At 58.8% G+C, this 23,835-nt stretch carries 22 protein-coding genes; 12 read left to right on the top strand and 10 right to left on the bottom strand.

The genetic code is table 11. The features are described 5' to 3' along the window. The first annotated feature begins 6 nt into the window (after positions 1-6). On the top strand, positions 7-849 hold the full coding sequence (fghA, locus tag HFD97_RS10175; RefSeq protein WP_111208537.1) for an S-formylglutathione hydrolase: 843 nt from the start codon (positions 7-9) through the stop codon (positions 847-849). Positions 850-920: 71 nt separating this feature from the next. On the opposite strand, the gene HFD97_RS10170 is transcribed toward fghA, so the two are convergent. The 5 genes from HFD97_RS10170 to HFD97_RS10150 form a co-directional block, all read right to left on the bottom strand. Beyond that, positions 921-1,709, bottom strand: coding sequence for an ABC transporter ATP-binding protein (locus HFD97_RS10170; protein WP_046102230.1), 789 nt, complete (start codon positions 1,707-1,709; stop codon positions 921-923). Continuing rightward, on the bottom strand, positions 1,709-2,785 hold the full coding sequence (locus HFD97_RS10165; RefSeq protein ID WP_167431425.1) for an iron ABC transporter permease: 1,077 nt from the start codon (positions 2,783-2,785) through the stop codon (positions 1,709-1,711). Before HFD97_RS10165 ends, HFD97_RS10170 begins: the two co-directional genes overlap by 1 nt. A 306-nt stretch (positions 2,786-3,091) precedes the next feature. After that, on the bottom strand, positions 3,092-4,558 hold the full coding sequence (locus HFD97_RS10160) for an amino acid permease (RefSeq protein WP_167431424.1): 1,467 nt from the start codon (positions 4,556-4,558) through the stop codon (positions 3,092-3,094). Positions 4,559-4,674: 116 nt separating this feature from the next. Then, complete coding sequence (yieE, locus tag HFD97_RS10155) at positions 4,675-5,541, bottom strand: DNA-binding transcriptional regulator YeiE (RefSeq protein ID WP_009089154.1); 867 nt, start codon at positions 5,539-5,541, stop codon at positions 4,675-4,677. A gap of 18 nt (positions 5,542-5,559) precedes the next feature. Beyond that, positions 5,560-5,925: a YkvA family protein gene (locus HFD97_RS10150; RefSeq protein WP_167431423.1), complete on the bottom strand. Its 366-nt coding sequence runs from the start codon at positions 5,923-5,925 to the stop codon at positions 5,560-5,562. A gap of 106 nt (positions 5,926-6,031) precedes the next feature. Here HFD97_RS10150 and HFD97_RS10145 point away from each other — a divergent pair, with 106 nt between their 5' ends. Both HFD97_RS10145 and nfo read left to right on the top strand, forming a co-directional pair. After that, entirely contained in the window at positions 6,032-7,084 is a 1,053-nt protein-coding gene (locus HFD97_RS10145; RefSeq protein WP_167431422.1) for a YeiH family putative sulfate export transporter, read from the top strand. Positions 7,085-7,135: 51 nt separating this feature from the next. Next, positions 7,136-7,981: a deoxyribonuclease IV gene (nfo, locus tag HFD97_RS10140; RefSeq protein ID WP_150028865.1), complete on the top strand. Its 846-nt coding sequence runs from the start codon at positions 7,136-7,138 to the stop codon at positions 7,979-7,981. A gap of 112 nt (positions 7,982-8,093) precedes the next feature. Here the strand turns inward: nfo and fruA are convergent, their stop codons facing one another. The 4 genes from fruA to HFD97_RS10120 form a co-directional block, all read right to left on the bottom strand. Continuing rightward, positions 8,094-9,812 carry a PTS fructose transporter subunit IIBC gene (fruA, locus tag HFD97_RS10135; protein ID WP_046102236.1) on the bottom strand — a complete coding sequence of 573 codons (1,719 nt, stop codon included), beginning with the start codon at positions 9,810-9,812 and terminating at the stop codon, positions 8,094-8,096. Positions 9,813-9,828: 16 nt separating this feature from the next. After that, entirely contained in the window at positions 9,829-10,767 is a 939-nt protein-coding gene (fruK, locus tag HFD97_RS10130; RefSeq protein ID WP_167431421.1) for a 1-phosphofructokinase, read from the bottom strand. Then, positions 10,764-11,894, bottom strand: coding sequence for a fused PTS fructose transporter subunit IIA/HPr protein (gene fruB, locus HFD97_RS10125; protein ID WP_009089143.1), 1,131 nt, complete (start codon positions 11,892-11,894; stop codon positions 10,764-10,766). Before fruB ends, fruK begins: the two co-directional genes overlap by 4 nt. A gap of 271 nt (positions 11,895-12,165) precedes the next feature. Then, positions 12,166-12,420: a YkgJ family cysteine cluster protein gene (locus HFD97_RS10120; protein ID WP_009089140.1), complete on the bottom strand. Its 255-nt coding sequence runs from the start codon at positions 12,418-12,420 to the stop codon at positions 12,166-12,168. 163 nt (positions 12,421-12,583) lie between these two features. Here HFD97_RS10120 and yeiP point away from each other — a divergent pair, with 163 nt between their 5' ends. The 9 genes from yeiP (at position 12,584) to yejF (ending at position 23,415) form a co-directional block, all read left to right on the top strand. After that, a complete protein-coding gene (gene yeiP / locus HFD97_RS10115; protein WP_009089138.1) occupies positions 12,584-13,156 on the top strand; it encodes an elongation factor P-like protein YeiP in 573 nt (190 codons plus the stop codon). A gap of 73 nt (positions 13,157-13,229) precedes the next feature. After that, complete coding sequence (locus tag HFD97_RS10110; RefSeq protein ID WP_167431420.1) at positions 13,230-14,204, top strand: GTP-binding protein; 975 nt, start codon at positions 13,230-13,232, stop codon at positions 14,202-14,204. Positions 14,205-14,246: 42 nt separating this feature from the next. Then, entirely contained in the window at positions 14,247-14,954 is a 708-nt protein-coding gene (locus HFD97_RS10105; protein WP_167431419.1) for a phosphatase PAP2 family protein, read from the top strand. A 514-nt stretch (positions 14,955-15,468) separates the two neighbouring features. Continuing rightward, positions 15,469-16,044, top strand: coding sequence for a bifunctional murein DD-endopeptidase/murein LD-carboxypeptidase (mepS, locus tag HFD97_RS10100; protein ID WP_046102239.1), 576 nt, complete (start codon positions 15,469-15,471; stop codon positions 16,042-16,044). 221 nt (positions 16,045-16,265) lie between these two features. Continuing rightward, entirely contained in the window at positions 16,266-17,828 is a 1,563-nt protein-coding gene (locus HFD97_RS10095; protein ID WP_167431418.1) for a cyclic di-GMP phosphodiesterase, read from the top strand. Between the two features lie 49 nt (positions 17,829-17,877). Then, complete coding sequence (locus HFD97_RS10090; RefSeq protein WP_167431417.1) at positions 17,878-19,686, top strand: extracellular solute-binding protein; 1,809 nt, start codon at positions 17,878-17,880, stop codon at positions 19,684-19,686. 10 nt (positions 19,687-19,696) lie between these two features. Beyond that, entirely contained in the window at positions 19,697-20,788 is a 1,092-nt protein-coding gene (locus tag HFD97_RS10085; RefSeq protein WP_167431416.1) for a microcin C ABC transporter permease YejB, read from the top strand. Next, positions 20,788-21,810, top strand: coding sequence for an ABC transporter permease (locus tag HFD97_RS10080; protein ID WP_167431415.1), 1,023 nt, complete (start codon positions 20,788-20,790; stop codon positions 21,808-21,810). Before HFD97_RS10085 ends, HFD97_RS10080 begins: the two co-directional genes overlap by 1 nt. Next, complete coding sequence (yejF, locus tag HFD97_RS10075; RefSeq protein ID WP_167431414.1) at positions 21,811-23,415, top strand: microcin C ABC transporter ATP-binding protein YejF; 1,605 nt, start codon at positions 21,811-21,813, stop codon at positions 23,413-23,415. On the opposite strand, the gene HFD97_RS10070 is transcribed toward yejF, so the two are convergent. Then, a complete protein-coding gene (locus tag HFD97_RS10070) occupies positions 23,402-23,719 on the bottom strand; it encodes a hypothetical protein (RefSeq protein WP_009089120.1) in 318 nt (105 codons plus the stop codon). The two genes, yejF and HFD97_RS10070, sit on opposite strands and share 14 nt — an antisense overlap. Positions 23,720-23,835: the final 116 nt, after the last annotated feature.

Here is a 23,835-nt window from a genome sequence, read left to right as displayed (position 1 = left end):
GGCGTTATGGCATCCACTCTGGAGCTACTGGAAGAACACCGTATTTTTGGCGGCTGGCAGCAGCGCTGGCGTCATGCGTCGGCCGTGCTGAACTGCCCGATGACCTTCAGCATCTATCTGCCTGAACCGCAGGGCGATGCGCCGCCACCGGTGGTCTGGTTTCTGGCCGGGCTGACCTGCAACGACGAGAACTTTACCACCAAAGCGGGCGCGCAGCGGGTGGCGGCGGAACTGGGTCTGGTGCTGATTATGCCGGACACCAGCCCGCGCGGCGATGAGGTGGCCAACGATGAGGGCTACGATCTGGGTCAGGGAGCGGGATTCTATCTCAATGCCACCCAGCAGCCCTGGGCCGCGCATTTCCGCATGTTCGACTACCTGAGCAGCGAGTTACCTGCGCTGATTGCGGATAACTTTAAGGTCAGCGAACGTCAGTCGATCATGGGTCACTCCATGGGCGGACACGGCGCGCTCATGCTGGCGCTGCGTCTGGGCAACCGCTTTGCTTCGGCGTCGGCTTTCGCACCGATTGTAAACCCGATGCAGGTGCCGTGGGGTCAGAAAGCGTTTCAGGCCTATCTGGGCGATGACCCGGCGGCCTGGCGGGAATATGACAGCTGTCAGCTGATGGCGGAGGTGGCGCATCGTCTGCCGATCCTGATCGACCAGGGCGACAGCGATCAGTTCCTGGCCGACCAGCTGCAACCGGAGCGGCTGGAAAGCGTGGCCAGTGAGGTGGGATTCCCGCTGACGCTGCGCATTCAGCCGGGCTATGACCATAGCTACTTCTTTATCGCCAGTTTTGTGGAAGATCATCTGCGCTTCCACGCGCAGCATCTTCTGGCGTAAAAAATCAGGGCCGCAACTGCGGCCCTGAACTTTTTTGCACGATGCCGGGCCGGTAACGACCCGCCGTTGTGTCAGACCAGCGCCGGACCGGTCAGGCCATCAATCATCACCTGCGGAATGCCGCGCGAGCAGTGCTCGATTCGTCCATCGACGCCATAGACTTTCGCCAGGGTCGCGGGCGTAATCACCTTATCCGGCTGCCCCTGCGCCACCAGTGCCCCCTGTTTCAGCATCAGCGCATGCTGCGCATGACGCAGCGCAATATTGATATCATGCACCACCACCACCGTGACGATATTGCGCAGGGCGGTTTCGCGCCGCACCAGATCCATCACATGAAACTGGTAGTTGAGATCCAGCGCGCTCAGCGGTTCATCCAGCAGCAGCAGCTCAGGGCGACGGATCAGCGACTGTGCCAGCCCGACTAACTGCTTCTGTCCGCCGGAGAGCTGGTCGAGATAGCGCATCGCCAGATGGGCAATGCCCAGCTGCTCCAGCAGGTGCATGATTTCGGCTTCGCTGCTGGCGCTGTGCAGGCCGCCGGAGGCGCGCTGTGCCACAATGATCGACTCCAGCACATGCAGATGCACGCCTGCAGGCAGGGACTGCGGCAGATAGACCACGTTCTTCGCCCGGCGGGCAAATGGCTGAGTCATGAGATCCTCGCCGTTGAGCCACATTTCGCCCTGCCCTTTGTTCAGTCCGGCCAGGGCCCGCAGCAGCGTCGATTTGCCGCAGCCGTTGGGCCCCAGCAGCACGGTGATCTCCCCACGCGGCAGCGGCGCAACGTTGAGATTCTCAATCACCTTATGTTTTGGGTAACCGGCACTGAAGCCGCGTAACGTCAGACCCTGTTCCATCACACTGTCCCCCGGTGACGCAGAATAATACTCAGGAAGAACGGCACGCCAATCAGTGAGGTGACGATGCCGACCGGGATGATCACGCCCGGAAGCAGGTTTTTCGACGCGACCGAGGCCAGCGACAGCACCAGCGCTCCGACCAGCGCGCTGGCTGGCAGATAGAAGCGGTGATCTTCACCAAACATCATGCGGGCAATATGGGGAGCGACCAGGCCGATAAAGCCAATCGGGCCGACAAAGGCCACGGCCAGCGCCGAGAGAATACTGATGCGCAGCAGCGTCGCCAGACGCAGACGACGCACGTCAATGCCAAAGCTGACCGCCCGATCCTCACCCAGCCGCAGCGCCGTCAGCTTCCAGCTGCTCATCATGGAGAACGGCACCAGGATCGCCAGCGCCACGGTCAGGACGCCCAGCTTCTCCCAGGAGGCGCGCGCCAGGCTGCCCATGGTCCAGAAAACCAGCCCCTGCAGGGTATCTTCGCTGGCGATGAACTGCATCATGGAGACCAGCGCGTTGAAGGTAAAGACCAGTGCAATGCCGAAGAGCACCACGCCCGCCGAGGAGACCTGGGTCCAGCGGGTGATGCCGTCCAGCATCAGGGCGGCGAACAGCGCAAAGACGAAGGCGTTAGCGGAGATCAACCACTGGTCAGGAATGCCGGGGATGCCGACGCCGAGGATGATGGCCAGCGCGGCACCAAATGCCGCCGCCGAGGAGACACCGAGGGTAAAGGGGCTGGCCAGCGGGTTATTCAGAATGGTCTGCATTTCTGCGCCCGCGAGGCCGAGCGACAGGCCCACCACAATCGCCATCAGGGCATAGGGCAGACGGATGTCCCAGACGATGACGCGGGTTCCGGCGTCGACACTGTCGGGACTGAGCAGCGTATTCCACAGCGTCTCCAGCGAGAGTCCGGCCGGACCCAGCGTGAAGTCGAGGACCAGCGAGGCGATGATGGCCAGCAGCAGCACGCCGATCCAGATGACGCGGCGACGCAGCACCAGTTGGTAGCTATGCATGCTGTGCTGACGCGTCTCTTCTCCCGCCAGCAGCGAAGTTTCGGTAGTCATGTTTTAACCCTGTGTGGCTATCCTGTCAGAAAACGCAGCCACAATAGTGCAGGTGATAATAATTATCAATTCGTGAAGATAAGCGAGACGTGAAAAAAGGGTAAAAAACGGTGTTGCAGGCGGGAGAATGGCTCAGGGAGCCTGTGCCTTTCGCAAAGACGCAAAACCCGCCATCCCTGGCGGGCTCAGCGCGGACCATCCCTGGCCCGCTATGCTTTGCTACAGGCACAGGCTCCCATCGCTTCACGATTCCTGCGGCCTGCCAGAACTGCGGCAGGCACCGTGCGCAGGAGTCAGCGCACAGAACTAATCTTTATGAACCGGGAAATCCATCTCGCTGTACTTCACGAAACGGCTGCCGCGCGTCAGCTTGTAGCCGAACCAGATGATCAGGAACAGCGGAAGGCCGATGTAGGTGGCCGCTACGCTGTACCAGTCGATGGTGTCGTTGAGAAACGCCTGATAGTTCTGACCCAGCGTGATGATCAGGCAGAGCACAAAGGCGAAAATCGGACCCAGCGGGAAAAAGCCGGAGCGGTAAGGCAGCGCGTTCAGGTCATGTCCCTGAGCGACATAGCCGCGACGGAAGCGGTAGTGACTGATCGCGATACCGAGCCAGGCGATAAAACCGGTCATGCCTGAGGTATTCAGCAGCCAGAGGTAAACCTCCTGATTGCCAAATTTCGAGGTCAGGAAGCAGAGTCCCGCCACCACCGTCGTCGCCCAGAGTGCATTACGCGGCACGCCGCCTTTAGAGAGTCTGGCGAAAATCCGCGGCGCTTTGCCTTCACAGGCCAGGTTGTAAAGCATACGGGTTGAGGCGTACATGCCGGAGTTACCCGCTGACAGCACGGCCGTCAGGATCACCGCATTCATCACCGCCGCCGCTGACAGCAGACCGGCATTCTGGAACACCAGGGTGAATGGACTGACGCTGATATCGTTGATGTCATTGTGCAGCAGCTTGGGATCGGTGTACGGCAGGATCAGGCTGATAATCAGAATCGCGAAGACGTAAAACAGCAGGATACGCCAGAAGATCTGCCGCACCGCACGCGGGATATTTTTTGCCGGATCTTCAGATTCGCCCGCCGCGATACCGATCAGCTCGGTGCCCTGGAAGGAGAATCCCACAATCATCGCCACACCGATCATCGCCGCAAAACCACCCGCAAATGGCGCTTCGCCCACCTGCCAGTTATGCCAGCCCGCGTGTTCTGCACCGCGCATAATGCCGGTGATCATCAGCACGCCAACCACGATAAAAATCACCACGGTGGCCACTTTGATCAGCGAGAACCAGTATTCCGCTTCACCAAAGCCTTTGACGGAGATGTAGTTGAGCAGGAACATCAGGCCCAGGAACAGCGCGCTCCAGATCCAGCCTGGCGTGTCGGGGAACCAGTAATTCATCACCAGCTGTGACGCCACCAGATCAACCGCGATGGTCACCGCCCAGTTGTACCAGTAGTTCCAGCCGAGTGCAAAACCAAAGCCCTCTTCGACATATTTTGCGCCGTAGGTGGCAAACGAACCGGACACGGGCATAAATGCCGCCAGTTCACCCAGGCTGGTCATCAGGAAATAGACCATCAGACCGATGAGCATATAGGAGAGAAGTGCTCCGCCGGGTCCGGCCTGAGCAATAGTGGCACCCGATGCGACAAACAGGCCGGTTCCGATGGAGCCGCCGATGGCGATCATGGTGAGATGACGTGCTTTTAGTGCACGCTGTAACGCAGGTTGTTGTGTTGTTTTTGAGTCATTATGCATGTGTAAACGCTACGAAGGGTAAAAATGAGGCGAGATTGTAGCAGCCAGCTCGCCTCTGTATAGCGGAGCCACGCTGTTATTAGTTAAGTTCATGATCGCGCCCGAATTATTAGCGGTCACTCACGGCAGTAGGATAAAAAGCGCGTCAGCGCTTTGGAAATATGCTTCTGCCGGTGATGGATGCGGTACAGCGTCCGGGTCAGGCGCGGCAGCGGAATCGCCAGTTCGATCAGCGTTCCCGCCTCCAGCAGATCGGCGATCACCCGGCGCGACAGGCAGCTGATCCCCATGCCGTGGCGCACCGCATGTTTAATCGCTTCAGAGTTGCCGAGCTCCATTCCCAGCTGAAAGCTCGGCAGGTGAGACAGCAGCAGATAATCGACGATTTCACGGGTGCCGGAGCCGCGTTCGCGCAGGATCCAGGGGGCGTCCGCCAGCGTTTTCAGGGTGACCGGCTGCTGCAGAACAGGCGCATCCGGCGCGGCAAACACCACCAGCTCATCCTCCAGCCAGGGTTCACTGACCAGTTCGGTCATATGGCACGGTCCCTCAATCAGGCCGACATCGACGCGGAAGTCGGAGACCGCCTGAATCGCATCCTGACTGTTGCCTACGCTCAGCTCCAGCGGCAGGCCGGGAAAATCGCGTCGCCAGGCCGCCATCATGCCCGGCAGCAGATAGTTACCGATGGTGCTGCTGGCGAAGATGCGGATGGCCCCGTTGTCCTCTTTGAACAGCTGCTCAATCTCCCCCGCCTGCTCCAGCAGACCCACGGCGCGGGGATAAAGCAGGCGGCCATGTTCGTTCAGCACCAGCCGTTTACCGACCCGATCAAAGAGCTGAACCCCAAGCTGACTCTCCAGATCGGCCAGCGCCGCGCTGACCGCCGACTGCGACAGCGCCAGCAGCTGCGACGCCTGGGTCGTCGAGCCACTCTTGAGCACTTCGGTAAAGACTTCGATTTGCCGCAGGGTAATGTGCATCGTCGATCCTTAAGTCTGTTAATGTCTGACGAGATAGATGATCAGCGCCAGCCAGATCAGCCCCACCACCACCAGCCAGCCTGCGATTTTTTTGCCACGGGAACGCCGGGATGCGGCCCTTTCGCTGCTGCTGATGCGTACCTCACGTGGCAGCAGGCGCAGCAGCAGCATAACACCGGTCGGGATGATGACCGCGTCATCCAGCAGTCCCACAAACGGAATCACATCCGGGATGAAATCGATCGGGCTGATGCCATAGGCGACCAGGCCCAGCATGCCCAGCTTGTTCCACCAGGGCGTGCGCGGGTCGCGAAAGGCGAACCAGAGTACCAGCACATCCCTCTTGATCAGCGTTGCCCAGCGGCGCAGGCGCAAAACGCTCATAATGTCGGCCTTATCGTTTATTCCGGTTGATTATAAATATATTATCAATTTCACTTTTAAGCCAGTGCGCTCCATGATCGACACTCACTGAAGAGGAGTGACCCTTATGGCCGAACTGAGCATCGTTAAAACGCACTATCCCGTTGTGCGCCTGTTTCCCGGTCTGCTGCTGACCGCCGCGCTCGCCGCAGCGGCGAGCTGGCTGGGGCAACAGCCGTTGATCGCGGGGCTGGGACTGGGTTCACTGACGCTGGCGATCATGCTGGGCATCGTGCTCGGGAATAGCGTCTATTCCCCTCTCTCATCACACTGCGACAGCGGCGTCGCGCTGGCGAAGCAGAAGCTGCTGCGGCTCGGGATTATCCTGTTTGGCTTTCGTATTACTTTACAGCAGATTGCCGATGTCGGCGTCAGCGGCATCCTGATCGATGCGCTGACGCTGAGCAGCACCTTCTTTATCACCTGCCTGCTGGGTATCCGGTTACTGAAGCTGGATCGCGAAACCGTCTGGCTGATTGGCGCAGGCAGCAGTATCTGCGGTGCGGCAGCGGTGCTGGCGACCGAGCCGGTGGTCAAAGCCGCGCCATCGAAAGTCGCGGTGGCCATCGCGACCGTGGTGCTGTTCGGCACGCTGGCGATCTTCATCTATCCCCTGCTCTGGCCGCTGGCGCATCATCTGTTTCCGGCTCTGAGTGCTGCACAGTTTGGCGTTTTCACCGGCTCCTCGATTCATGAAGTGGCGCAGGTGGTAGCAGCCGGACACAGTATCAGCCCGGAAGCCGAAAACAGCGCGGTCATTGCCAAGATGCTGCGGGTGATGATGCTGGCCCCGTTCCTGCTCTGCCTGGGGACGATGCTGCGCGGCGGACGTCAGGGCCGCGCCCGTCAGCCGGTGACCTTTCCCTGGTTTGCCTTACTGTTTATTGCGGTCGCGCTGTTTAACTCGCTGCAGCTGCTGCCTGCGGCGCTGGTGGCCTCACTGAATCGGCTGGCTGGCCTGCTGCTGGCGATGGCGATGGCCGCGCTGGGCTTAACCACCCGTTTCAGCGCGCTGCGTGAAGCGGGCGTTAAACCCCTGCTGCTGGGTGCGCTGGTCTTTGGCTGGTTAATCGCAGGCGGTGGCACGATCAATCTGCTGGTGCAACATTTCATGGGCTAAGCGCATCGGGTATCATGCCGTTTCATTCGTGCATAGCCCCAGGAGAAAGGCATGAAATATATTGGCGCACACGTCAGTGCGGCAGGGGGAGTGGATCAGGCCGTGATCCGCGCCCATGAATTAGAAGCCACCGCCTTCGCCCTCTTTACTAAAAATCAGCGTCAGTGGAAGGCCGCCCCGCTGACCACTGAGGTCATTGATGCTTTTCGCGCCGCCTGCGAGACTTATCACTTCACATCACAGCAGATCCTGCCGCACGACAGTTTTCTGATTAACCTGGGCCATCCGGTTGAGGAGGCGCTGGAGAAATCCCGCGCGGCCTTCATTGATGAACTGCGGCGTGCTGACCAGCTGGGGCTGACGCTGCTGAACTTCCACCCCGGCAGCCATCTGCATCAGATCGATGAGGAGAGCTGCCTGAAGCGCATCGCCGAGTCGATCAATATCGCGCTCGACCAGACGCAGAACGTTACCGCCGTCATCGAAAATACGGCCGGTCAGGGCAGTAATCTGGGCTTCCGCTTCGAGCATCTCGCCACCATTATTGAGCATGTCGAAGACAAATCGCGTGTCGGGGTCTGCATTGATACCTGCCATGCGTTTGCCGGCGGGTATGATCTGCGTACCGAGGCAGACTGCGAAGCGACCTTTGCCAGCTTTGAGCGCATCGTCGGTTTTCAGTATCTGCGTGGCATGCACCTGAACGACGCCAAGAGCGCCTTCGACAGCCGCGTTGACCGCCATCACAGTCTGGGAGAAGGAAACATCGGCAGGACGGTGTTCAGCTGGCTGATGAAAGATCCCCGCTTCGATGGCATCCCGCTGATTCTGGAAACCATCAATCCCGATATCTGGAAAGATGAGATTGCGTGGCTGAAAGCCGAACAGCAGGCTTAAAAAAAGGAGCCTGAAGGCTTTTCCAGACGGTGATGACATGATGCCGAGGGAAGCAGCCTTATCAAAGCAAACAGGGAGCCATCTGGCTCCCTGTTTATTTCACTTCCGCGTATCAGGCTTTCGCCAGCTGCTCTTCCGGACGTTTCAGTACCGCGTAGCTCAGACCCGCAATCGCGGTGCCGATGACGATCGCCATCAGATAACCGAGTACCGGGGTAATCGCACCAGGGATCAGCAGAACGAACAGCCCACCGTGCGGCGCCATCAGTTTTGCGCCAATCGCCATGGAGATGGCACCGGTCACCGCGCCACCCACGATGCAGCAAGGCAGAACACGCATCGGGTCGCGGGCCGCAAACGGAATCGCACCTTCAGAGATAAAGCAGAGACCCAGAACCAGCGCCGCTTTGCCCCCTTCCTGCTGACCTTTGTTGAACTTACGACGCGCAACCAGCGTAGCCACACCCATCGCCAGCGGTGGCACCATGCCGGCGGCCATGATGGCGGCCATCGGGGCATACGTCTGCGAGCTCAGTAAGCCAACGCCAAACGCGTAAGCCACCTTATTCACCGGACCACCCATGTCAGTACACATCATGCCGCCCAGAATTGCGCCCAGCAGAACCGCGTTCGCGGTGCCCATGTTCGCCAGCCAGTGGGTCAGACCATTCATGATGCCCGCAACCGGTTTGCCTACCACGTAGATCATCAACAGGCCGGTAATCAGACTGGCAAACAGCGGAATGATCAGTATCGGTTTCAGCGCTTCCATACTCTGCGGCAGTTTAACTTTGCCGCTGATCAGCTTCGCCGCATAACCGGCAATGAAGCCCGCGATAATGCCGCCTAAGAAACCGGCGTTGATGCTGGTAGCGATCATCCCGCCAATCAGACCCGGGGTCAGACCCGGACGGTCAGCGATGGAGAAGGCGATAAAGCCCGCCAGTACCGGCACCATCAGGGCAAAGGCGCTGCCACCACCGATTTGCATCAGGGCAGCCGCCAGCGTGCCCGGCTCTTTAAATGCGGTGATACCAAAGGCAAATGAGAGTGCGATGCTCAGACCGCCTGCGACCACCATCGGCAGCATATAGGAGACACCGGTCAGGAGATGACGATACGCCCCTGCGCCGCCCTGCTTTTTCTCCTCTTCTGCGCTGGCGTTACTCTGTCCGCTGGCAGCTGCTTTATAAGGCTTCGCTTCGGCTACCGCTTTATCCAGTTCCTGGGCGGTTTTCTTCAGCGCCAGTCCGGTTGAGGTGCGGTACATCGGCTTACCGGCAAATTTCGCCAGGTCGACTTCGATATCGGCGGCCACGATCACCAGATCGGCTGCCGCTACTTCTTCCGGGGTAATCGCGTTACCGGCCCCGACTGAGCCGCGGGTTTCAACTTTCACCCACCAGCCGCGACGGGTTGCTTCGGCCTGAATCGCCTCCGCCGCCATAAAGGTGTGCGCCACGCCGGTCGGACAGGCGGTAACGGCAACCACACGTTTCTGCGCGCCAGCCTGAGCCGGTGCCGCAGCAGATGCGCCCGCCGGTGTCGCCACCGCAGCCTGCGACTGCCAGGTTCTGGCTTCTGCTTTCGCGCGGTTCAGGAAGGTTTCCGGCTCACGGACGGCCAGCTGGACATCGCCCTGCCAGAGCGCTTTGCCGTTCAGTGCCGCGTCGTCCGGCACGTTTTTACCCAGCACAATCACCAGTTCAGCATCGGCAGGGTTTTCAGTCAGGGTCAGGCCCGCAGCAGCTGCCGCAGCAGCCAGGCGCTGTTGCGCCATGTAAGCGGAAGCCAGTCCCAGTGTAGGGTCTTTTATCAGCAGCGTTTTCATTATCGCTCTCCTGCTGTCAGTTAACGGGTTGTAAGTCGACACGCGCCATCATGGCGGCCAACTGAGTTCGATCGGATACACCAACATTACTCTGGCTGACGGCCATCGCCGCCACGGCAGTGGCAAGACGCAGCGTATGCTCGCTGGACTCGCGCATCAGCAGACCATAAATCAGGCCGCCCACCATCGAGTCGCCGGCACCCACGGTGCTGACCACATCGCAGACCGGGGGTTTGGCAATCCATTCGCCGGAGGCGTTGACCCACAGCGCCCCATCTGCGCCCAGTGAAATCACCACATGGGCGATGCCCTGCTCACGCAGTTCATGCGCGGCACCAATCACATCCTGCAGCGTCGGCAGTTTGCGACCGGCCCAGATCTCCAGCTCACGGCGGTTAGGCTTCACCAGCCACGGAGCGGCTTTCAGTCCTGCCACCAGCGCCTCACGGCTGCTGTCAAAGATGATGCACGGGCAGTGGGTGCGCAGTTCGGTCATCCAGCGGGTAAAGGCGTCGTGATCGACCCCTTCCGGCAGGCTGCCGCTGACGCAGACCATATCGAACTGGCCCAGCCAGGTCAGGGAGTCGGTGGTGAAGCGATCCCAGTCCTGACCCGTCACCTGAAAACCGGAGAAATTCAGATCGGTCACATCGCCGGTCTGTTCGGTGAGTTTCACGTTGATGCGGGTGCGGCCTGGCACCACCTGAAAACGGTTAGCAATACCCAGCTCGCTGAACAGCTGCTGGAAGCCATCCTGATTCTCTTTGCCCAGGAAACCGCCGACAGTCACGTCAATGCCCAGATCTTTCAGGACTTTGGCGACGTTAATGCCCTTGCCCGCCGCATGCAGTCCGGTGGTTTTCACCAGATTGACTTCGCCGCGTTCAATTTCAGGGGTATAGCCCACCAGGTCATACGCCGGATTCAGCGTAATGGTGGCGACACGTCTGCTCATGCTGCCCCCTCGCCCAGACCACTGCTGATCGCCTCTTCAATGGCGTTCAGCGCCTGCTGAGCATCGTCGCCGCTGGCGGTAAAGCGCAGGCGATGCCCTTTCTTCACGCCCAGCGCCACCACTTTCATCAGGCTGCGACCATTGGCAGGCTTACCGCTGCCGTCGAGGTTGGTCACGGTGATCTCGCTGTTGAACTGCTTGATGACGCTGACCAGCGCCGTGCCCGGACGGGCATGCAGGCCATGTTCGTTGCGGATGGTGAATTCAGCGGTCAGGACGTCAGCCTGCTCATCCACTTCGCTGGTCAGCAGCGCATAAACGCCTGCGGCATCCGCTTTCAGCAGACGATCGGCTTTCCCCTGCTGCAGTAAGGCGCTCAGGTAACCCAGCACCTCCAGCGGACGTTCATCGGTTGCCGATACGCTGATTAGCATCGCAGCCGATTCGCCCTGATGGTCGAAGGGATGCGCAGCACGGCTGATCGCCACGCCACTGCGCAGGTTACCCAGGCTGCTGTCGCTGAGCCAGATGCCCTGCCCCAGATTCAGCGGGGAGGCTGAAACCACATCCGCCACATAGCTGGCATCCACAACGCCAGCGGATTGCAGACGACCGGCGTTCATGGCCTGTAAGGTGATCAGGTCGCTGGCCGCGACATCAAGGGTAATTAATGCGGTGTCGAAGCTGAATTCGGCGGCTTGTTTCTCGCCCATCAGCAACGCACGAAGATCTTCAGCAGAGGCGGTTTTCAGCTGTTCGGCAACGGAGTCATCGCTCAGAACGTGGGTCAACTGACGCAGCAGCGCCAGATGCTCATCAGACTTCGCGGCAATGCCGATGGCGACATAGGCGGTCTGATCGTCACCCCAGGCAATGCCCTGCGGGAACTGAAACACCTGAACGCCGGTTTTCAGCACCAGATCGCGGGTGTCTGTGGTGCCATGAGGGATAGCGATGCCGTTACCGAGAAAGGTGGAGGTTTGCTGTTCGCGCGCCAGCATGCCGTTGACATACCCTTCAGTCACATTGCCCGCCGCGGTTAACGCGGCAGCGACCTGACGAATGGCCTCTTCTTTATTCTGGGCGCTGGCTCCGGTATGGATAGCCTGCAATTCGAGCTGGAACATAATTCTCCTCGCTTGCTGAGATTGAATCGTTTCAGCCGGTGGGGAGATTTTTGCGTCGCACTGTCAGGGACAGGTTGCCGGACCACCGCTGAAACGTTTCAGGGATTGTGGTACAGCGCGATTCTGCAGGCAAGAAAATGCGCAAACGGCGTAGCAGATTTTTGATGTTACGCACATTTCATGACGGTTGTAAGGCAGAAAGGTCGATCCGGCTGAAGCTGTTGCTGTAAGGCAACCACGCCATCAGAAAAACGTCAGCTGCGTCAGCGCCTCAGGGGGCCGTATCCGCTTCCAGCTGCAGCAACCAGGTCATCGCCTGCTCGCGCGAGTCGCCGCACATGCTCGCTTGCGGCTGCAGCCCAGAACAGACGGCGGGACGCAGGGGCGAACCAAAGAGTTTGCAGCGCAGCAGCGCATCAAGCTGAATGCAGGGGGTATTGGCGGGCTTGCCGTCGGGCATACCGGGGATGGGGGATGAGATAGAGGGTGCCGTGCAACAGGCACCGCACTGGCTACGGCATTGCATGCTGAGCTCCGGCAAAGAAAGTCGCGGCGACAATAGCAGTCCGGCGCGACAATTACCATGAATGCGGCGGCCTGACGCAAAATTTCGCACCCACGATATTGCCAGTTTTCACCGGCGCGAGTAACGTTGCGCGCACTTCACTCTCAAGATAGCGAGAACAGCAATGCCAAAAGCCAACGAAATCAAAAAAGGGATGGCCGTCACGCACAACGGTAAACTGCTGCTGGTTAAGGACATTGATGTCCAGAGCCCCAGCGCACGCGGTGCCGCCACCCTCTATAAGATGCGCTTTACCGATGTCCGCACCGGTTTAAAAGTTGAAGAGCGCTTCAAGGGCGACGAGATTATTGATGCGATTTCGCTCAGCCGTCGCAGCGTGACCTTCTCTTATATAGATGGTGACGAATATATCTTTATGGATGACGAAGACTACACCCCCTACACCTTCAAACGCGATCAGATCGAAGAAGAGCTGCTGTTTATTCCGGAAGGAGGCATTCCGGGTATCCATGTGCTGACGATGGAAGGCCAGGTGCTGGCACTGGAACTGCCTCAGACGGTCGATATGGAGATCGTTGAAACTTCGCCGGGCATCAAAGGTGCTTCAGCCAGCGCCCGCACCAAACCCGCCGGAATGAGCACCGGCCTCTCGATTCAGGTGCCGGAATATCTGAGCAACGGTGACCGCATCCGCATCCATATTGCCGAACGTCGCTATATGGGGCGCGCTGAGTAAGCGAGGGCGGGAAACCGATCGTGATAATGTTATAGTATTACATTATCACGCTATCCCGGCAGGAGCCTTTCCCATGACGCGCGTTAATCTCATCACCGGTTTTTTAGGCAGCGGAAAAACCACCCTGCTCTGCCATCTGCTGGCCGCCAGGCCCGCAGGCGAACAGTGGGCCGTGCTGGTCAATGAATTTGGCGAAATCGGCATCGATGGCGCGCTGCTGGCGGATCGCGGCGCGACGCTGAAAGAGATCCCTGGCGGCTGTCTCTGCTGCGTCAATGGCCTGCCCATGCAGGTCGGGCTGAATATGCTGCTGAAGAGCAGGCCCGACCGGTTACTGATAGAGCCGACCGGCCTGGGGCATCCGCGCCAGGTGCTGGAGATGCTCAGCGCACCGGTCTATCAGTCGTGGCTGCAACTCAATGCCACCCTGACGCTACTCGATGCGCGCCAGCTTGCCGACCCGCGCGTGGTCGCCGATGAGAACTTCCGCGACCAGCTGGCCGCCGCCGACATCATTATCGCCAACAAGCGCGACTGCTGGGAGGACGAAGATCGTCAGCGTCTGACTGACTGGCAGCAGCAGATGCAGCCGCCACGTCCGGTGATAGCGACCGAGTTTGGCCGGATTCCCTCCGGCCTGCTTGATACGCCGCGCCAGCCACGTGACCTTCCCCTGCCACACCATCATCACCCTCACACGACGAAACCGGCGAGCGGTCTGGCCGCCTTACAGCTGGAGGGAGCGGCGCGCTGGCGGCGGGCGCTGAACCACGGACAGGGCTATAGCGCCTGCGGCTGGCTGTTTGATGGTGACACATTGTTTGACGCCGCTGCGCTGCTGGAGTGGGTCCGGCAGGCGCCGGTGGATCGGATCAAAGGCGTGATGCGCACCCGCGAAGGCACAATGCGTATTAACCGTCAGGCAAAAGAGTTGCAGAGTGAGACACTCGCCGTCACGCCATCTGACAGCCGCATCGAGATTATTCATTCTGAGCAGGCTGACTGGAATCGGCTACAATCGGCGTTGTTGAAGTGCCGTTTACGCTAACAAAGGTATTGTCGGCGGTTATTTTTTTAATTGAGCTTACTTATGCGCGCAATTCGTCTTATTACTATCCTGCTACTGAATGCCCTGGGCGTCGTGCTCTTTCTTTCGTGGTATCTGCCGCCTCAGCATGGCTTCTGGTTCGGCATCGATAAATCGATTTTTTATGGCTTCAATAATCAGATGGTGACCCATCCGCTGTTTGCGCTGATCGTCGCTATCACCAACTTCCGTGGCTTTGATGTGGTGTCACTGTTGGCGATGGGCCTGCTATATCTGTCGATCTGGCGACATGAAGCGCCTCAGGCACGCCGCCGGATGCTGGCGATCGGTATCACCATGCTGCTGACTGCCGTGGTGCTGAATCAGCTGGGGCATCTGCTGCCGGTGAAACACTCCAGCCCGACCCTCTTCTTCGAAAACGTGCATCGCGTCAGTGAGCTGACCGGCATTCCCGCTAAAGATGCGTCGAAAGACAGCTTCCCTGGCGACCACGGCATGATGCTGATTATTTTCGCCTGCTTTATCTGGCGTTATTTTGGTTTCAGCCGTTTTTTAATCGCGCTGGCTATTGTGGTGCTATTTTCTCTGCCGCGCGTCATGGCCGGGGCGCACTGGTTTACCGATATTGCCGTGGGATCGCTGTCCGTGGTTCTGGTGGGTCTGAGCTGGTGGCTTTTAACCCCTGCCAGTGACTCGCTGGTTAACTGGTTTTATCGCAAATTACCGGGAAAATATAAGCCCGTGATGTAAATGTTAAGCGCGGTCGGTTTATTTGACAGGATGTTAACTGCCCGCGCTAATAAAAAACAGCTCATCATTATTAGTCTGCTAATTAAAATAGCGAGAGGAAAAGGTTATGACCCCGCCAGGTGGTTAAATAGTCGTCACCCGCCGCTGTCAATAAAGAAAATTCCAGAATCCGTTTCTATGCGCCGAATTGGCGCCCCTTTTACCGCTTGTTATCGCCATCATTTCCCCATAATTGTTGCTAAATTAGTCAGCGTGTTACGGTTTGATTTCACATCAAAAAAACCTATATAAAATTGATTAAAAGCACTCGCCACGGCGTGTGTAATCAGTTAACCTCAGTCCCTGTGAGGCATTAGCGGCAGAAAATTCGGATTTTTACCGTGAAAAAATGTGTCCATTAACACATTTTAGTCATTAAGGATTTGTCTTAGTCTGTCTCGCTTATTAATCTCCCTGTTTTGTTATCTGGCTGGCGACAATTCTGTCGTAAGGACATCGAAGGAAAACCCGAATAATGGTCAAGTCTCAACCAATACTGAGATATATTTTGCGGATTGTGCCCGCACTGGCGCTGGCAACCCTCCTCTCAGCTTGTAGCAGTACCCATAGCAGTCAGAACGCGAATAACGAGAATCATGAAGTTAACAACCAGAATGGTTTTTTACTTCAGGCGTCTCAGGATGAGTTTGAAGAAATGGTGCGTAATGTCGACGTTAAGTCGCGCATCATGGAACAATACGCCGTCTGGAAAGGTGTGCGCTATCGTCTCGGTGGCGATACCAAACGCGGAATCGACTGTTCCGCCTTTGTACAACGTACCTTCCGCGATCAGTTTGGCTTGGAATTACCCCGCTCCACCTCTGAGCAGCAGGACACCGGCAGAGAGATTACCCGCAGTAAACTGCGTCCGGGCGATCTGGTGATGTTCCGCGCAGGTTCAACCGGTCGTCATGTCGGGATCTATCTGGGCAACGATAACTTCGTTCATGCCTCGACCAGCAGTGGCGTCATGATCTCCAGTCTGAATGATGACTACTGGAAAAAGCGTTACCGTGAAGGGCGCCGGGTACTGAGTCGTAACCCGTCCTGATCCTCAGATTCGATTTTCTCTCAGCCAGAGAACATGAAACGCTGCTTACGCAGCGTTTTTTTTCGTCTTTTGTTTTATCCGCCTTCGCCATAGCAGATAAAAGCATTGTATTTCAGATTAATAACGAGACATCCCCGGCATTCTCGTTATATTCTCGGTCGCTTAAACCGAAGCAGTCGTGTGCATTAACATAATAATAATTTGATCAGGGGAAGCTCCTCATGCCACTGTCGGGGGCGCTACAGCGCCATGCCACCTATCCTCACCGAATCGCATGGCGTAGCGCGATGGTCGGCGGCCTATTCTTTCTCCTGTTCACGCTGCTGGCGATTCATCACACCTGGCATAAGCGCGAGCGGCAACATCAGCGCCTGCTGGAGCACAGCCGGTCGGCACTACAGCAAACGCTCGCCAGCCTGTATAACAGCACCCTCAGTCCCCTGCTCCCGTTTACCCATAATGCCTGCCACACCATCAATCGTGAACTGACCTCACGCGCCGCCTTTGCCGGGAATCTTCGTGCCATCCTGCTGGTGAATAATGGCAATGCCTTTTGCTCCTCGGCCACCGGCAGTTTCAGTCTGCCGATCAACGTGATTTCGCCCCAGAGTGATATCTCGCGCGATACCGATCTGCAACTGATGCCGGGCACGCCGTTGCAGCCGGATAAACCGGCCCTGGCCCTGTGGGTGAAGAATCCCGGCAATCTGCAGACCGGGGTTTTCGCGACACTCAACATCAGCCTGGCCCCCTATCAGCTGATGGCCTCCTGGCATCCGGAGATTACCGGTATGGCGCTGGTGGCACAGCACAGTGCCCTGACCAGCTGGCAGCATGGCGTAATGGAGAATGAGAACCTGCCGACACCGCTGGTTCAGCGGTCGCTGGAAGGCTATCCGCTGCAGTTTGTTCTCTACGGTTCCACTCTCGCCTTCAGCGATTATCAGAACATCCTGCTGAGTGGTCTGCTGCTGTCACTGCTGGTTGCCGGTGGCTGCTGGCTGCTGCTCGCCCACTATCAGCGTCCGGGCAGAGAGCTGATTCGGGGCATGAAGCGCGGCGAGTTTCACGTGGAGTATCAGCCGCTGGTTACCTCTCACGATAGTCAGCCTTATGGCATGGAGGCACTGCTGCGCTGGACGCATCCGACGGAAGGTCCGATCCCGCCCGATGTCTTTATTCAGTATGCCGAGTCGCAAAACCTGATTGTTCCACTGACCCGCCATCTGTTTCAGCTGGTTTCCCGCGATGCGCACCTGCTCTGTCACACCGTTCCCCGTTATGCCAGCCTCAGCCTCAACATTTCGCCCCTGCACCTGGCCGACCGCAGCTTCCGTCAGGATGTCCTGAACTGGCTTGAGAGCATGCCGGCCGGCCACTTTAATTATGTGTTCGAGATTACTGAACGCGTCATGGTGCGCGACGAAAATGTCGGCGATCTGTTTGACTGGCTGCATCAGCAGCAGATTCGCATCGCCATTGATGACTTTGGCACCGGGCACAGCGCACTGATCTATCTGGAGCGCTACGCCTTTGATTACCTGAAAATCGATCGCGGCTTTGTGCAGAGTATCGGCACCGAGACGCTGACCTCGCCGGTGCTGGATACCGTGCTGCAGCTGGCGAAAAAGCTGAACCTGAAAAGCGTGGCCGAGGGCGTGGAAACGGGCGAACAGGCGGCGTGGCTGATCAATCGCGGCGTGACTCACCTGCAGGGTTATATCTTTAGTCGCCCGCTGCGGCCGGAAACGCTGATAGACTATTTTCAGCGTCATCGCGCCTGACCGGTCTGGCCCGGGCGGAGTCGAACACCTACTGGAGAGGGCATTCGCTATGCTGCTTCGCGCTGGACTTCTGCTGACAGGCGCCCTACTCAGCGCCCCGCTGCTGGCCGCCTCCGTTCTGCAAAGTTACGCTTTTACTCAGGCCGGGGAAGCGAAATATCCGCCCGGCTTCAGCCACTATGAATATGCCGATCCCGATGCGCCCAAAGGCGGCAGCATCACCCTGGCGGTCATTGGCACCTACGACAACTTCAACCGCTACGCCTCGCGCGGCAATCCGGGTATCAATACCGGTGCGCTTTATGATGGGCTCTACACCAGTTCAGACGACGAGCCGGGTAGTTACTACCCGCTGATCGCCCTGTCGGCGCGCTACGCCAGCGATTTTTCGTGGACTGAGATTCGCCTGAATCCCCGCGCCCGCTTTCACGATGGCTCACCGATTACGGCCCGCGATGTGGCTTTCAGCTTTCAGAAGTTTATGACCGAAGGCGTGCCTCAGTTCCGTGTGGCCTATCGCGGCGTGACGGTGACCGCGCTGAACGATCTTACGGTGCGCATCGACGCTACCAAACCGGACAGAGATCTGTTGATGGGCTTGCTGACGCTGCCGGTCATCCCGGCGTCATTCTGGAAAGATAAGCAGTTTAATGAGCCGCTGAGCGCCCCGCCGCTCTCCAGCGGGCCCTATCGCATCAGCCGCTGGAAGCTGGGTCAGTTTATTGAGTTCAGCCGGGTCAAAGATTACTGGGCCGCCGATCTGCCGGTGAATCGCGGGCGCTTTAATTTTGATCGGATGCGCTACGACTACTATCTGGATGACAACGTGGCGTTCGAAGCCTTTAAAGCGGGGGCTTACGACTGGCGTGAGGAGGTCTCAGCGAAGAAATGGGCCACCCAGTATCGCGGCCGCGCCTTCGACGAGGGCGATATAGTGAAGCAGACCACGCCCAACGAGGCCGCTACTGATACCCGCTGGCTGGCGTTTAACAATGAGAAACCGCTGTTCCATGACCGTCGCGTGCGCCAGGCTTTTTCACTGTTGTTCGATTTTAACTGGATGAACAAGGCGCTCTATTACGGTGCCTGGCAGCGCGCCAGCAGCTACTTCCAGAACACAGAGTATGCTGCTCAGGGTGCGCCGGATGCGGAACAGCGGGCCCTGCTGGCACCGTGGCGCGCGCAGTTGCCCGCCGGACTGTTCACTCAGCCTTACCAGCCTCCGGCGAGCGATGGCAGTGGCTACGACCGCGCCAGCCTGTTAAAAGCATATGCGCTGCTGAAAGAGGCAGGCTGGCAGATTAAGAATCAGCGTCTGGTCAATGACAAAACCGGTCAGCCGTTCACCGTTGAGCTGCTGCTGCGCGGCGGCACCAGCACGGAGTGGGCACTGCCGTTCCAGCACGCGCTCTCGCGGCTCGGCATCACCCTGAACCTGCGGCAGGTCGACAGCTCGCAATATCTGCGGCGCTGGCGTGAAGGCGACTATGACATGATCGCCACCCTCTATCAGGCGATGCCGATCCCCACCTCCAGCCTGCAGATCCTGTGGCAGTCGGACTACATCAGATCCTCCTGGAATACCGCGCGGGTGAAAGATCCTGTCGTTGACCACTTCGTGCAGCAGATCGTGGCGCACCAGGGCGATCCCGCTGCGCTGCGGCCGCTGGCGCAGTCACTGGATCGGGTACTGCTGTGGAATGCGTATATGATCCCGATGTGGTACAACGCAGAGCAGCGGCTGGCTTACTGGGATAAGTTTTCCCATCCCGCCCGCAAGCCTGCCTACAGTACCGGTCTGGATAGCTGGTGGTACGACGCACACAAAGCCGGACGCCTGCCGGCCAGTAAACGCTAAGGAGGCACCGTTGGCCGCTTACTTTCTGCGCAGACTCCTGCTGATCGTTCCGACGCTGTGGGCGATCATCACGCTGAACTTCTTTATCGTGCAAATCGCCCCCGGCGGACCGGTCGATCAGGCGCTGGCAAATATTGAGTTTGGTCAGACAACCGGCCTGCCCGGCAGCGGCGCCGACAGCGCCGGTTCACATGCCACGCGCAGTCATCTCAATCCCGCCGACAATCAGTACCGGGGCGCACGCGGGCTGGACCCGGAGGTAATTGCAGAGATCAAACAGCGCTATGGATTCGATAAACCCCTGTGGCAGCGCTACGGCGAGATGCTATGGAACTATCTGCGCTTCGATTTTGGCGACAGCCTGTTTCGCAGCGCCTCAGTAGTGGGGCTGATCAAAGAGAGCCTGCCGGTTTCCATCAGTCTGGGATTATGGAGCACCCTGATTATCTATCTGGTGTCGATCCCGCTGGGTATCCGCAAAGCGGTGCGCAATGGCTCTGCGTTTGATATCTGGAGCAGCGCCCTGATTATTGTGGGCTACTCCGTTCCGGCTTTCCTGTTCGGCATCATGCTGATCGTGCTGTTTGCCGGGGGCAGCTATCTGGACTGGTTTCCGCTGCGCGGGCTCACCTCTGCGCAGCACGACACGCTGCCCTGGTATGGTCAGGTGCTGGATTACTTCTGGCACATCGCACTGCCGGTGCTGGCGACGGTGATCGGCGGCTTCGCCACGCTGACGATGCTGACGAAAAACGCGTTTCTGGATGAGATCCGCAAACTCTATGTGGTGACCGCGCGCGCCAAAGGGGTGCCGGAGCGGCGTATTCTCTATCATCATGTGTTTCGCAACGCGATGCTGCTGGTCATCGCCAGCTTTCCTGCCACCTTTATCAGCATGTTCTTTACCAGTTCCGTGCTGATCGAGGTAATGTTCTCCCTGAATGGCCTGGGGCTGCTCGGCTATGACTCCACCCTGCAACGCGACTATCCGGTCATGTTTGGCACGCTCTATATTTTTACCCTGATCGGGTTACTGATGAACATTCTCAGCGATCTGACCTATACGCTGGTCGATCCGCGCATCGATTTCAGGAGCCATTGATGCCGCTTTCTCCCCTCACTCAGCAGCGCTGGCAGCGCTTTCGCCATAACCGGCGCGGCTACTGGTCGCTGTGGATCTTTCTGGTCCTTTTTCTGCTGTCGCTGGGTGCCGAACTGATTGCCAACGAAAAGCCGCTGCTGGTGCATTATCAGCAGCGCTGGATGCTGCCACTGCTGTTTGACTACAGCGAAACGGACTATGGCGGCGTGCTGCCGACCACCGCCGATTATCAGGACCCGTGGCTGCAGCAGCGCATTGCCCGGCAGGGCTGGGCCCTGTGGGCGCCGATTCGCTTCAGCGACAGCACCCTCAATTTTGCGACCCAGGTGCCCTTCCCCTCTCCGCCGTCGGCGCAGAACTGGCTTGGCACCGACGCCAACGGGGGCGACGTGCTGGCGCGGCTGCTTTATGGCACGCGCATCTCGCTGCTGTTCGGTCTGCTGCTGACGCTCTTCTCCAGCGTAATTGGCATTGTGGTCGGCGCGGTGCAGGGCTATTTCGGCGGCAGAATCGATCTGATCGGGCAGCGGCTGGTTGAAGTCTGGTCCGGCATGCCCGCGCTGTTTCTGCTGATTTTACTCTCCAGCGTGATCCAGCCCGGCTTCTGGTGGCTGCTGCTGGTCACCGTCGCCTTCGGCTGGATGAGTCTGGTCAGCGTGGTGCGGGCCGAGTTTCTGCGCACCCGTAACTTCGATTACATTCGCGCGGCGCAGGCCCTTGGCGTCAGCGACGGCCGGATTATGCTGCGCCATATGCTGCCTAACGCCATGGTGGCGACCCTGACCTTTCTGCCGTTTATTTTGTGTGGGTCGATCATCACGCTCACCTCACTCGACTTTCTCGGCTTTGGTCTGCCGCTGGGCTCGCCCTCGCTGGGGGAGCTGCTGCTGCAGGGCAAAAACAACCTGCAGGCGCCATGGTTAGGCCTGGCAGGCTTTTTCACGCTCGCGATCCTGCTTTCGCTGCTGATTTTTATTGGCGAAGCGGTGCGCGATGCCTTCGATCCGGGCAAAGGAGCCTGAATGACGACACCCTTACTGGGCATCAATGATCTTTCGATTGCCTTTCGTCAGGGCGATGCGCTTCGCCCGGTGGTGGAGGATCTCTCCCTGCGTATCGATGCAGGCGAAACCCTGGCGCTGGTGGGCGAGTCAGGCTCCGGCAAGAGCGTGACGGCGCTGTCGGTGATGCGACTGCTGCATGAGGCGTCGGTGGTTTATCCCCGTGGCGAGATCCTGTTTCAGGGTGAAGATCTGCTGCGCGCCCCGGAGGCGCGGCTGCGTGCCCTTCGCGGCAATCAGATGGCGATGATTTTTCAGGAGCCGATGGTGTCGCTCAATCCGCTGCACACCGTAGAAAAGCAGCTGTATGAAGTGCTCTCGCTGCATCGCGGACTGCGTCGTCCGGCGGCCCGCGGAGAGATACTCAGCGTGCTCGATCGGGTCGGCATCCGGCAGCCTGCCGCCCGGCTCAACGATTTTCCGCACCAGCTCTCCGGCGGCGAACGCCAGCGCGTGATGATCGCCATGGCACTGCTGACCGAACCCCAGCTGCTGATCGCCGATGAGCCGACCACCGCGCTGGATGTGACGGTGCAGGCGCAGATCCTGAAGCTGCTCCGCGAACTGCAGCGGGAGATGAACATGGGCATGCTGTTTATCACCCATAACCTGAATATTGTGCGGCAGCTGGCGGATAGCGTCAGCGTGATGCGTCAGGGCCGCATCGTGGAACAGAACCGCGGTCAGGCCCTGCTGGACCAGCCGCAGCATCCCTACAGCCAGCAGTTACTGGCCGCCGAACCGGAAGGAACCGCGCTGCCGCTGCCTGCGGACGCCCCGGTGATACTTCGGGTCGAACAGCTTCAGGTCAGTTTTCCGCTACGGCGCGGACTGTTCCGGCGGCAGCCGGCCGAAAAGATCATACTCGCCGGGCTGAGTTTTACCCTGCGGCGCGGCGAAAGCCTGGGCCTGGTTGGGGAGTCCGGTTCGGGCAAAAGCACAACCGGGCTGGCGCTGCTGCGGCTGATTCGCTCGCGCGGCGAAGTCTGGTTTGATGGTCAGCCGCTGCATCAGCTGACGCGCCGGCAACTGCTGCCGCTGCGCCAGCGCATTCAGGTGGTGTTTCAGGACCCCAACTCCTCCCTGAATCCGCGAATGACGGTGCAGCAGATTATTGCCGAAGGCATGGCGGTACATCTGCCCGCTATCGGCCGGGCAGAACAGGAGCAGCGCGTCATCGCGGTGATGGAAGAGGTGGGACTCGATCCGGAAAGCCGCCACCGCTATCCGGCCGAATTTTCGGGGGGTCAGCGACAGCGGATCGCCATCGCGCGGGCGCTGATTCTGGAACCGGAGCTGCTGATGCTGGACGAACCGACCTCCTCGCTGGACCGCACGGTGCAGAAACAGATCCTGACGCTGCTACGTCGTCTGCAGCAGCAGCGCCAGCTCAGCTATCTGTTTATCAGTCACGATCTCGATGTGGTTCGATCCCTGTGTCACCAGCTTATCGTGCTGCGTCAGGGGGAAGTGGCAGAACAGGGAGAGTGTGAAAAGTTGTTTGCTTCACCTGAGAACGACTACACCCGCGAGCTGCTGCAGTCGTCCCGGCTCAGCCTGCGTTAAAGGTTTCGGCAATCGCCACGCCCTGATTTTTCAGGCAGCAGTTAGTGGCACTCTCGTCACGGCGCTGAATGAACAGGCAGGGCTGCCCTTCACATTCGGCCACTTTACAGTCGACCTGAATCTCTGCCAGCACCTCTTTTAACTGCTGCAGGATTTCCCACGCCGGAATGCCATCGTGGCTGATCAGACGCAGCGCCACGAACTCCTGGTCATCCAGGGCTTCATCAGGCTCAATAGCACTGTGGCGATCGCTGGCCCAGCGGAAACGCTGCGGCAGGCGATGCACAATTGAAAGTTGCAGCATCGTTTACTCTCCCCGAATGAGTTTATGTCGCAACACACAGCAACCGACGCTGAAAGCTGACCGACAACCGCTGAGTCCGGACGAGTGTTAATCGTCTGCCCGCGCGCATTTTTTGC

Origin of the sequence: Pantoea sp. EKM103V (genome assembly GCF_011800365.1) — a bacterium.
Classification (GTDB): domain Bacteria; phylum Pseudomonadota; class Gammaproteobacteria; order Enterobacterales; family Enterobacteriaceae; genus Pantoea; species Pantoea anthophila.
The sequence above is the reverse complement of the archived record's forward strand: the minus strand, read 5'-3'. Positions and strand labels throughout refer to the sequence as shown.

Excerpts from the sequence above, each read along its gene's own strand:
- fghA (WP_111208537.1), top strand. The coding sequence starts at position 7 with ATGGCATCCACTCTGGAGCTACTGGAAGAACACCGTATTTTTGGCGGC.
- HFD97_RS10170 (WP_046102230.1), bottom strand. The coding sequence starts at position 1,709 with ATGGAACAGGGTCTGACGTTACGCGGCTTCAGTGCCGGTTACCCAAAA.
- HFD97_RS10165 (WP_167431425.1), bottom strand. The coding sequence starts at position 2,785 with ATGACTACCGAAACTTCGCTGCTGGCGGGAGAAGAGACGCGTCAGCAC.
- HFD97_RS10160 (WP_167431424.1), bottom strand. The coding sequence starts at position 4,558 with ATGCATAATGACTCAAAAACAACACAACAACCTGCGTTACAGCGTGCA.
- yieE (WP_009089154.1), bottom strand. The coding sequence starts at position 5,541 with ATGCACATTACCCTGCGGCAAATCGAAGTCTTTACCGAAGTGCTCAAG.
- HFD97_RS10150 (WP_167431423.1), bottom strand. The coding sequence starts at position 5,925 with ATGAGCGTTTTGCGCCTGCGCCGCTGGGCAACGCTGATCAAGAGGGAT.
- HFD97_RS10145 (WP_167431422.1), top strand. The coding sequence starts at position 6,032 with ATGGCCGAACTGAGCATCGTTAAAACGCACTATCCCGTTGTGCGCCTG.
- nfo (WP_150028865.1), top strand. The coding sequence starts at position 7,136 with ATGAAATATATTGGCGCACACGTCAGTGCGGCAGGGGGAGTGGATCAG.
- fruA (WP_046102236.1), bottom strand. The coding sequence starts at position 9,812 with ATGAAAACGCTGCTGATAAAAGACCCTACACTGGGACTGGCTTCCGCT.
- fruK (WP_167431421.1), bottom strand. The coding sequence starts at position 10,767 with ATGAGCAGACGTGTCGCCACCATTACGCTGAATCCGGCGTATGACCTG.
- fruB (WP_009089143.1), bottom strand. The coding sequence starts at position 11,894 with ATGTTCCAGCTCGAATTGCAGGCTATCCATACCGGAGCCAGCGCCCAG.
- HFD97_RS10120 (WP_009089140.1), bottom strand. The coding sequence starts at position 12,420 with ATGCAATGCCGTAGCCAGTGCGGTGCCTGTTGCACGGCACCCTCTATC.
- yeiP (WP_009089138.1), top strand. The coding sequence starts at position 12,584 with ATGCCAAAAGCCAACGAAATCAAAAAAGGGATGGCCGTCACGCACAAC.
- HFD97_RS10110 (WP_167431420.1), top strand. The coding sequence starts at position 13,230 with ATGACGCGCGTTAATCTCATCACCGGTTTTTTAGGCAGCGGAAAAACC.
- HFD97_RS10105 (WP_167431419.1), top strand. The coding sequence starts at position 14,247 with ATGCGCGCAATTCGTCTTATTACTATCCTGCTACTGAATGCCCTGGGC.
- mepS (WP_046102239.1), top strand. The coding sequence starts at position 15,469 with ATGGTCAAGTCTCAACCAATACTGAGATATATTTTGCGGATTGTGCCC.
- HFD97_RS10095 (WP_167431418.1), top strand. The coding sequence starts at position 16,266 with ATGCCACTGTCGGGGGCGCTACAGCGCCATGCCACCTATCCTCACCGA.
- HFD97_RS10090 (WP_167431417.1), top strand. The coding sequence starts at position 17,878 with ATGCTGCTTCGCGCTGGACTTCTGCTGACAGGCGCCCTACTCAGCGCC.
- HFD97_RS10080 (WP_167431415.1), top strand. The coding sequence starts at position 20,788 with ATGCCGCTTTCTCCCCTCACTCAGCAGCGCTGGCAGCGCTTTCGCCAT.
- yejF (WP_167431414.1), top strand. The coding sequence starts at position 21,811 with ATGACGACACCCTTACTGGGCATCAATGATCTTTCGATTGCCTTTCGT.
- HFD97_RS10070 (WP_009089120.1), bottom strand. The coding sequence starts at position 23,719 with ATGCTGCAACTTTCAATTGTGCATCGCCTGCCGCAGCGTTTCCGCTGG.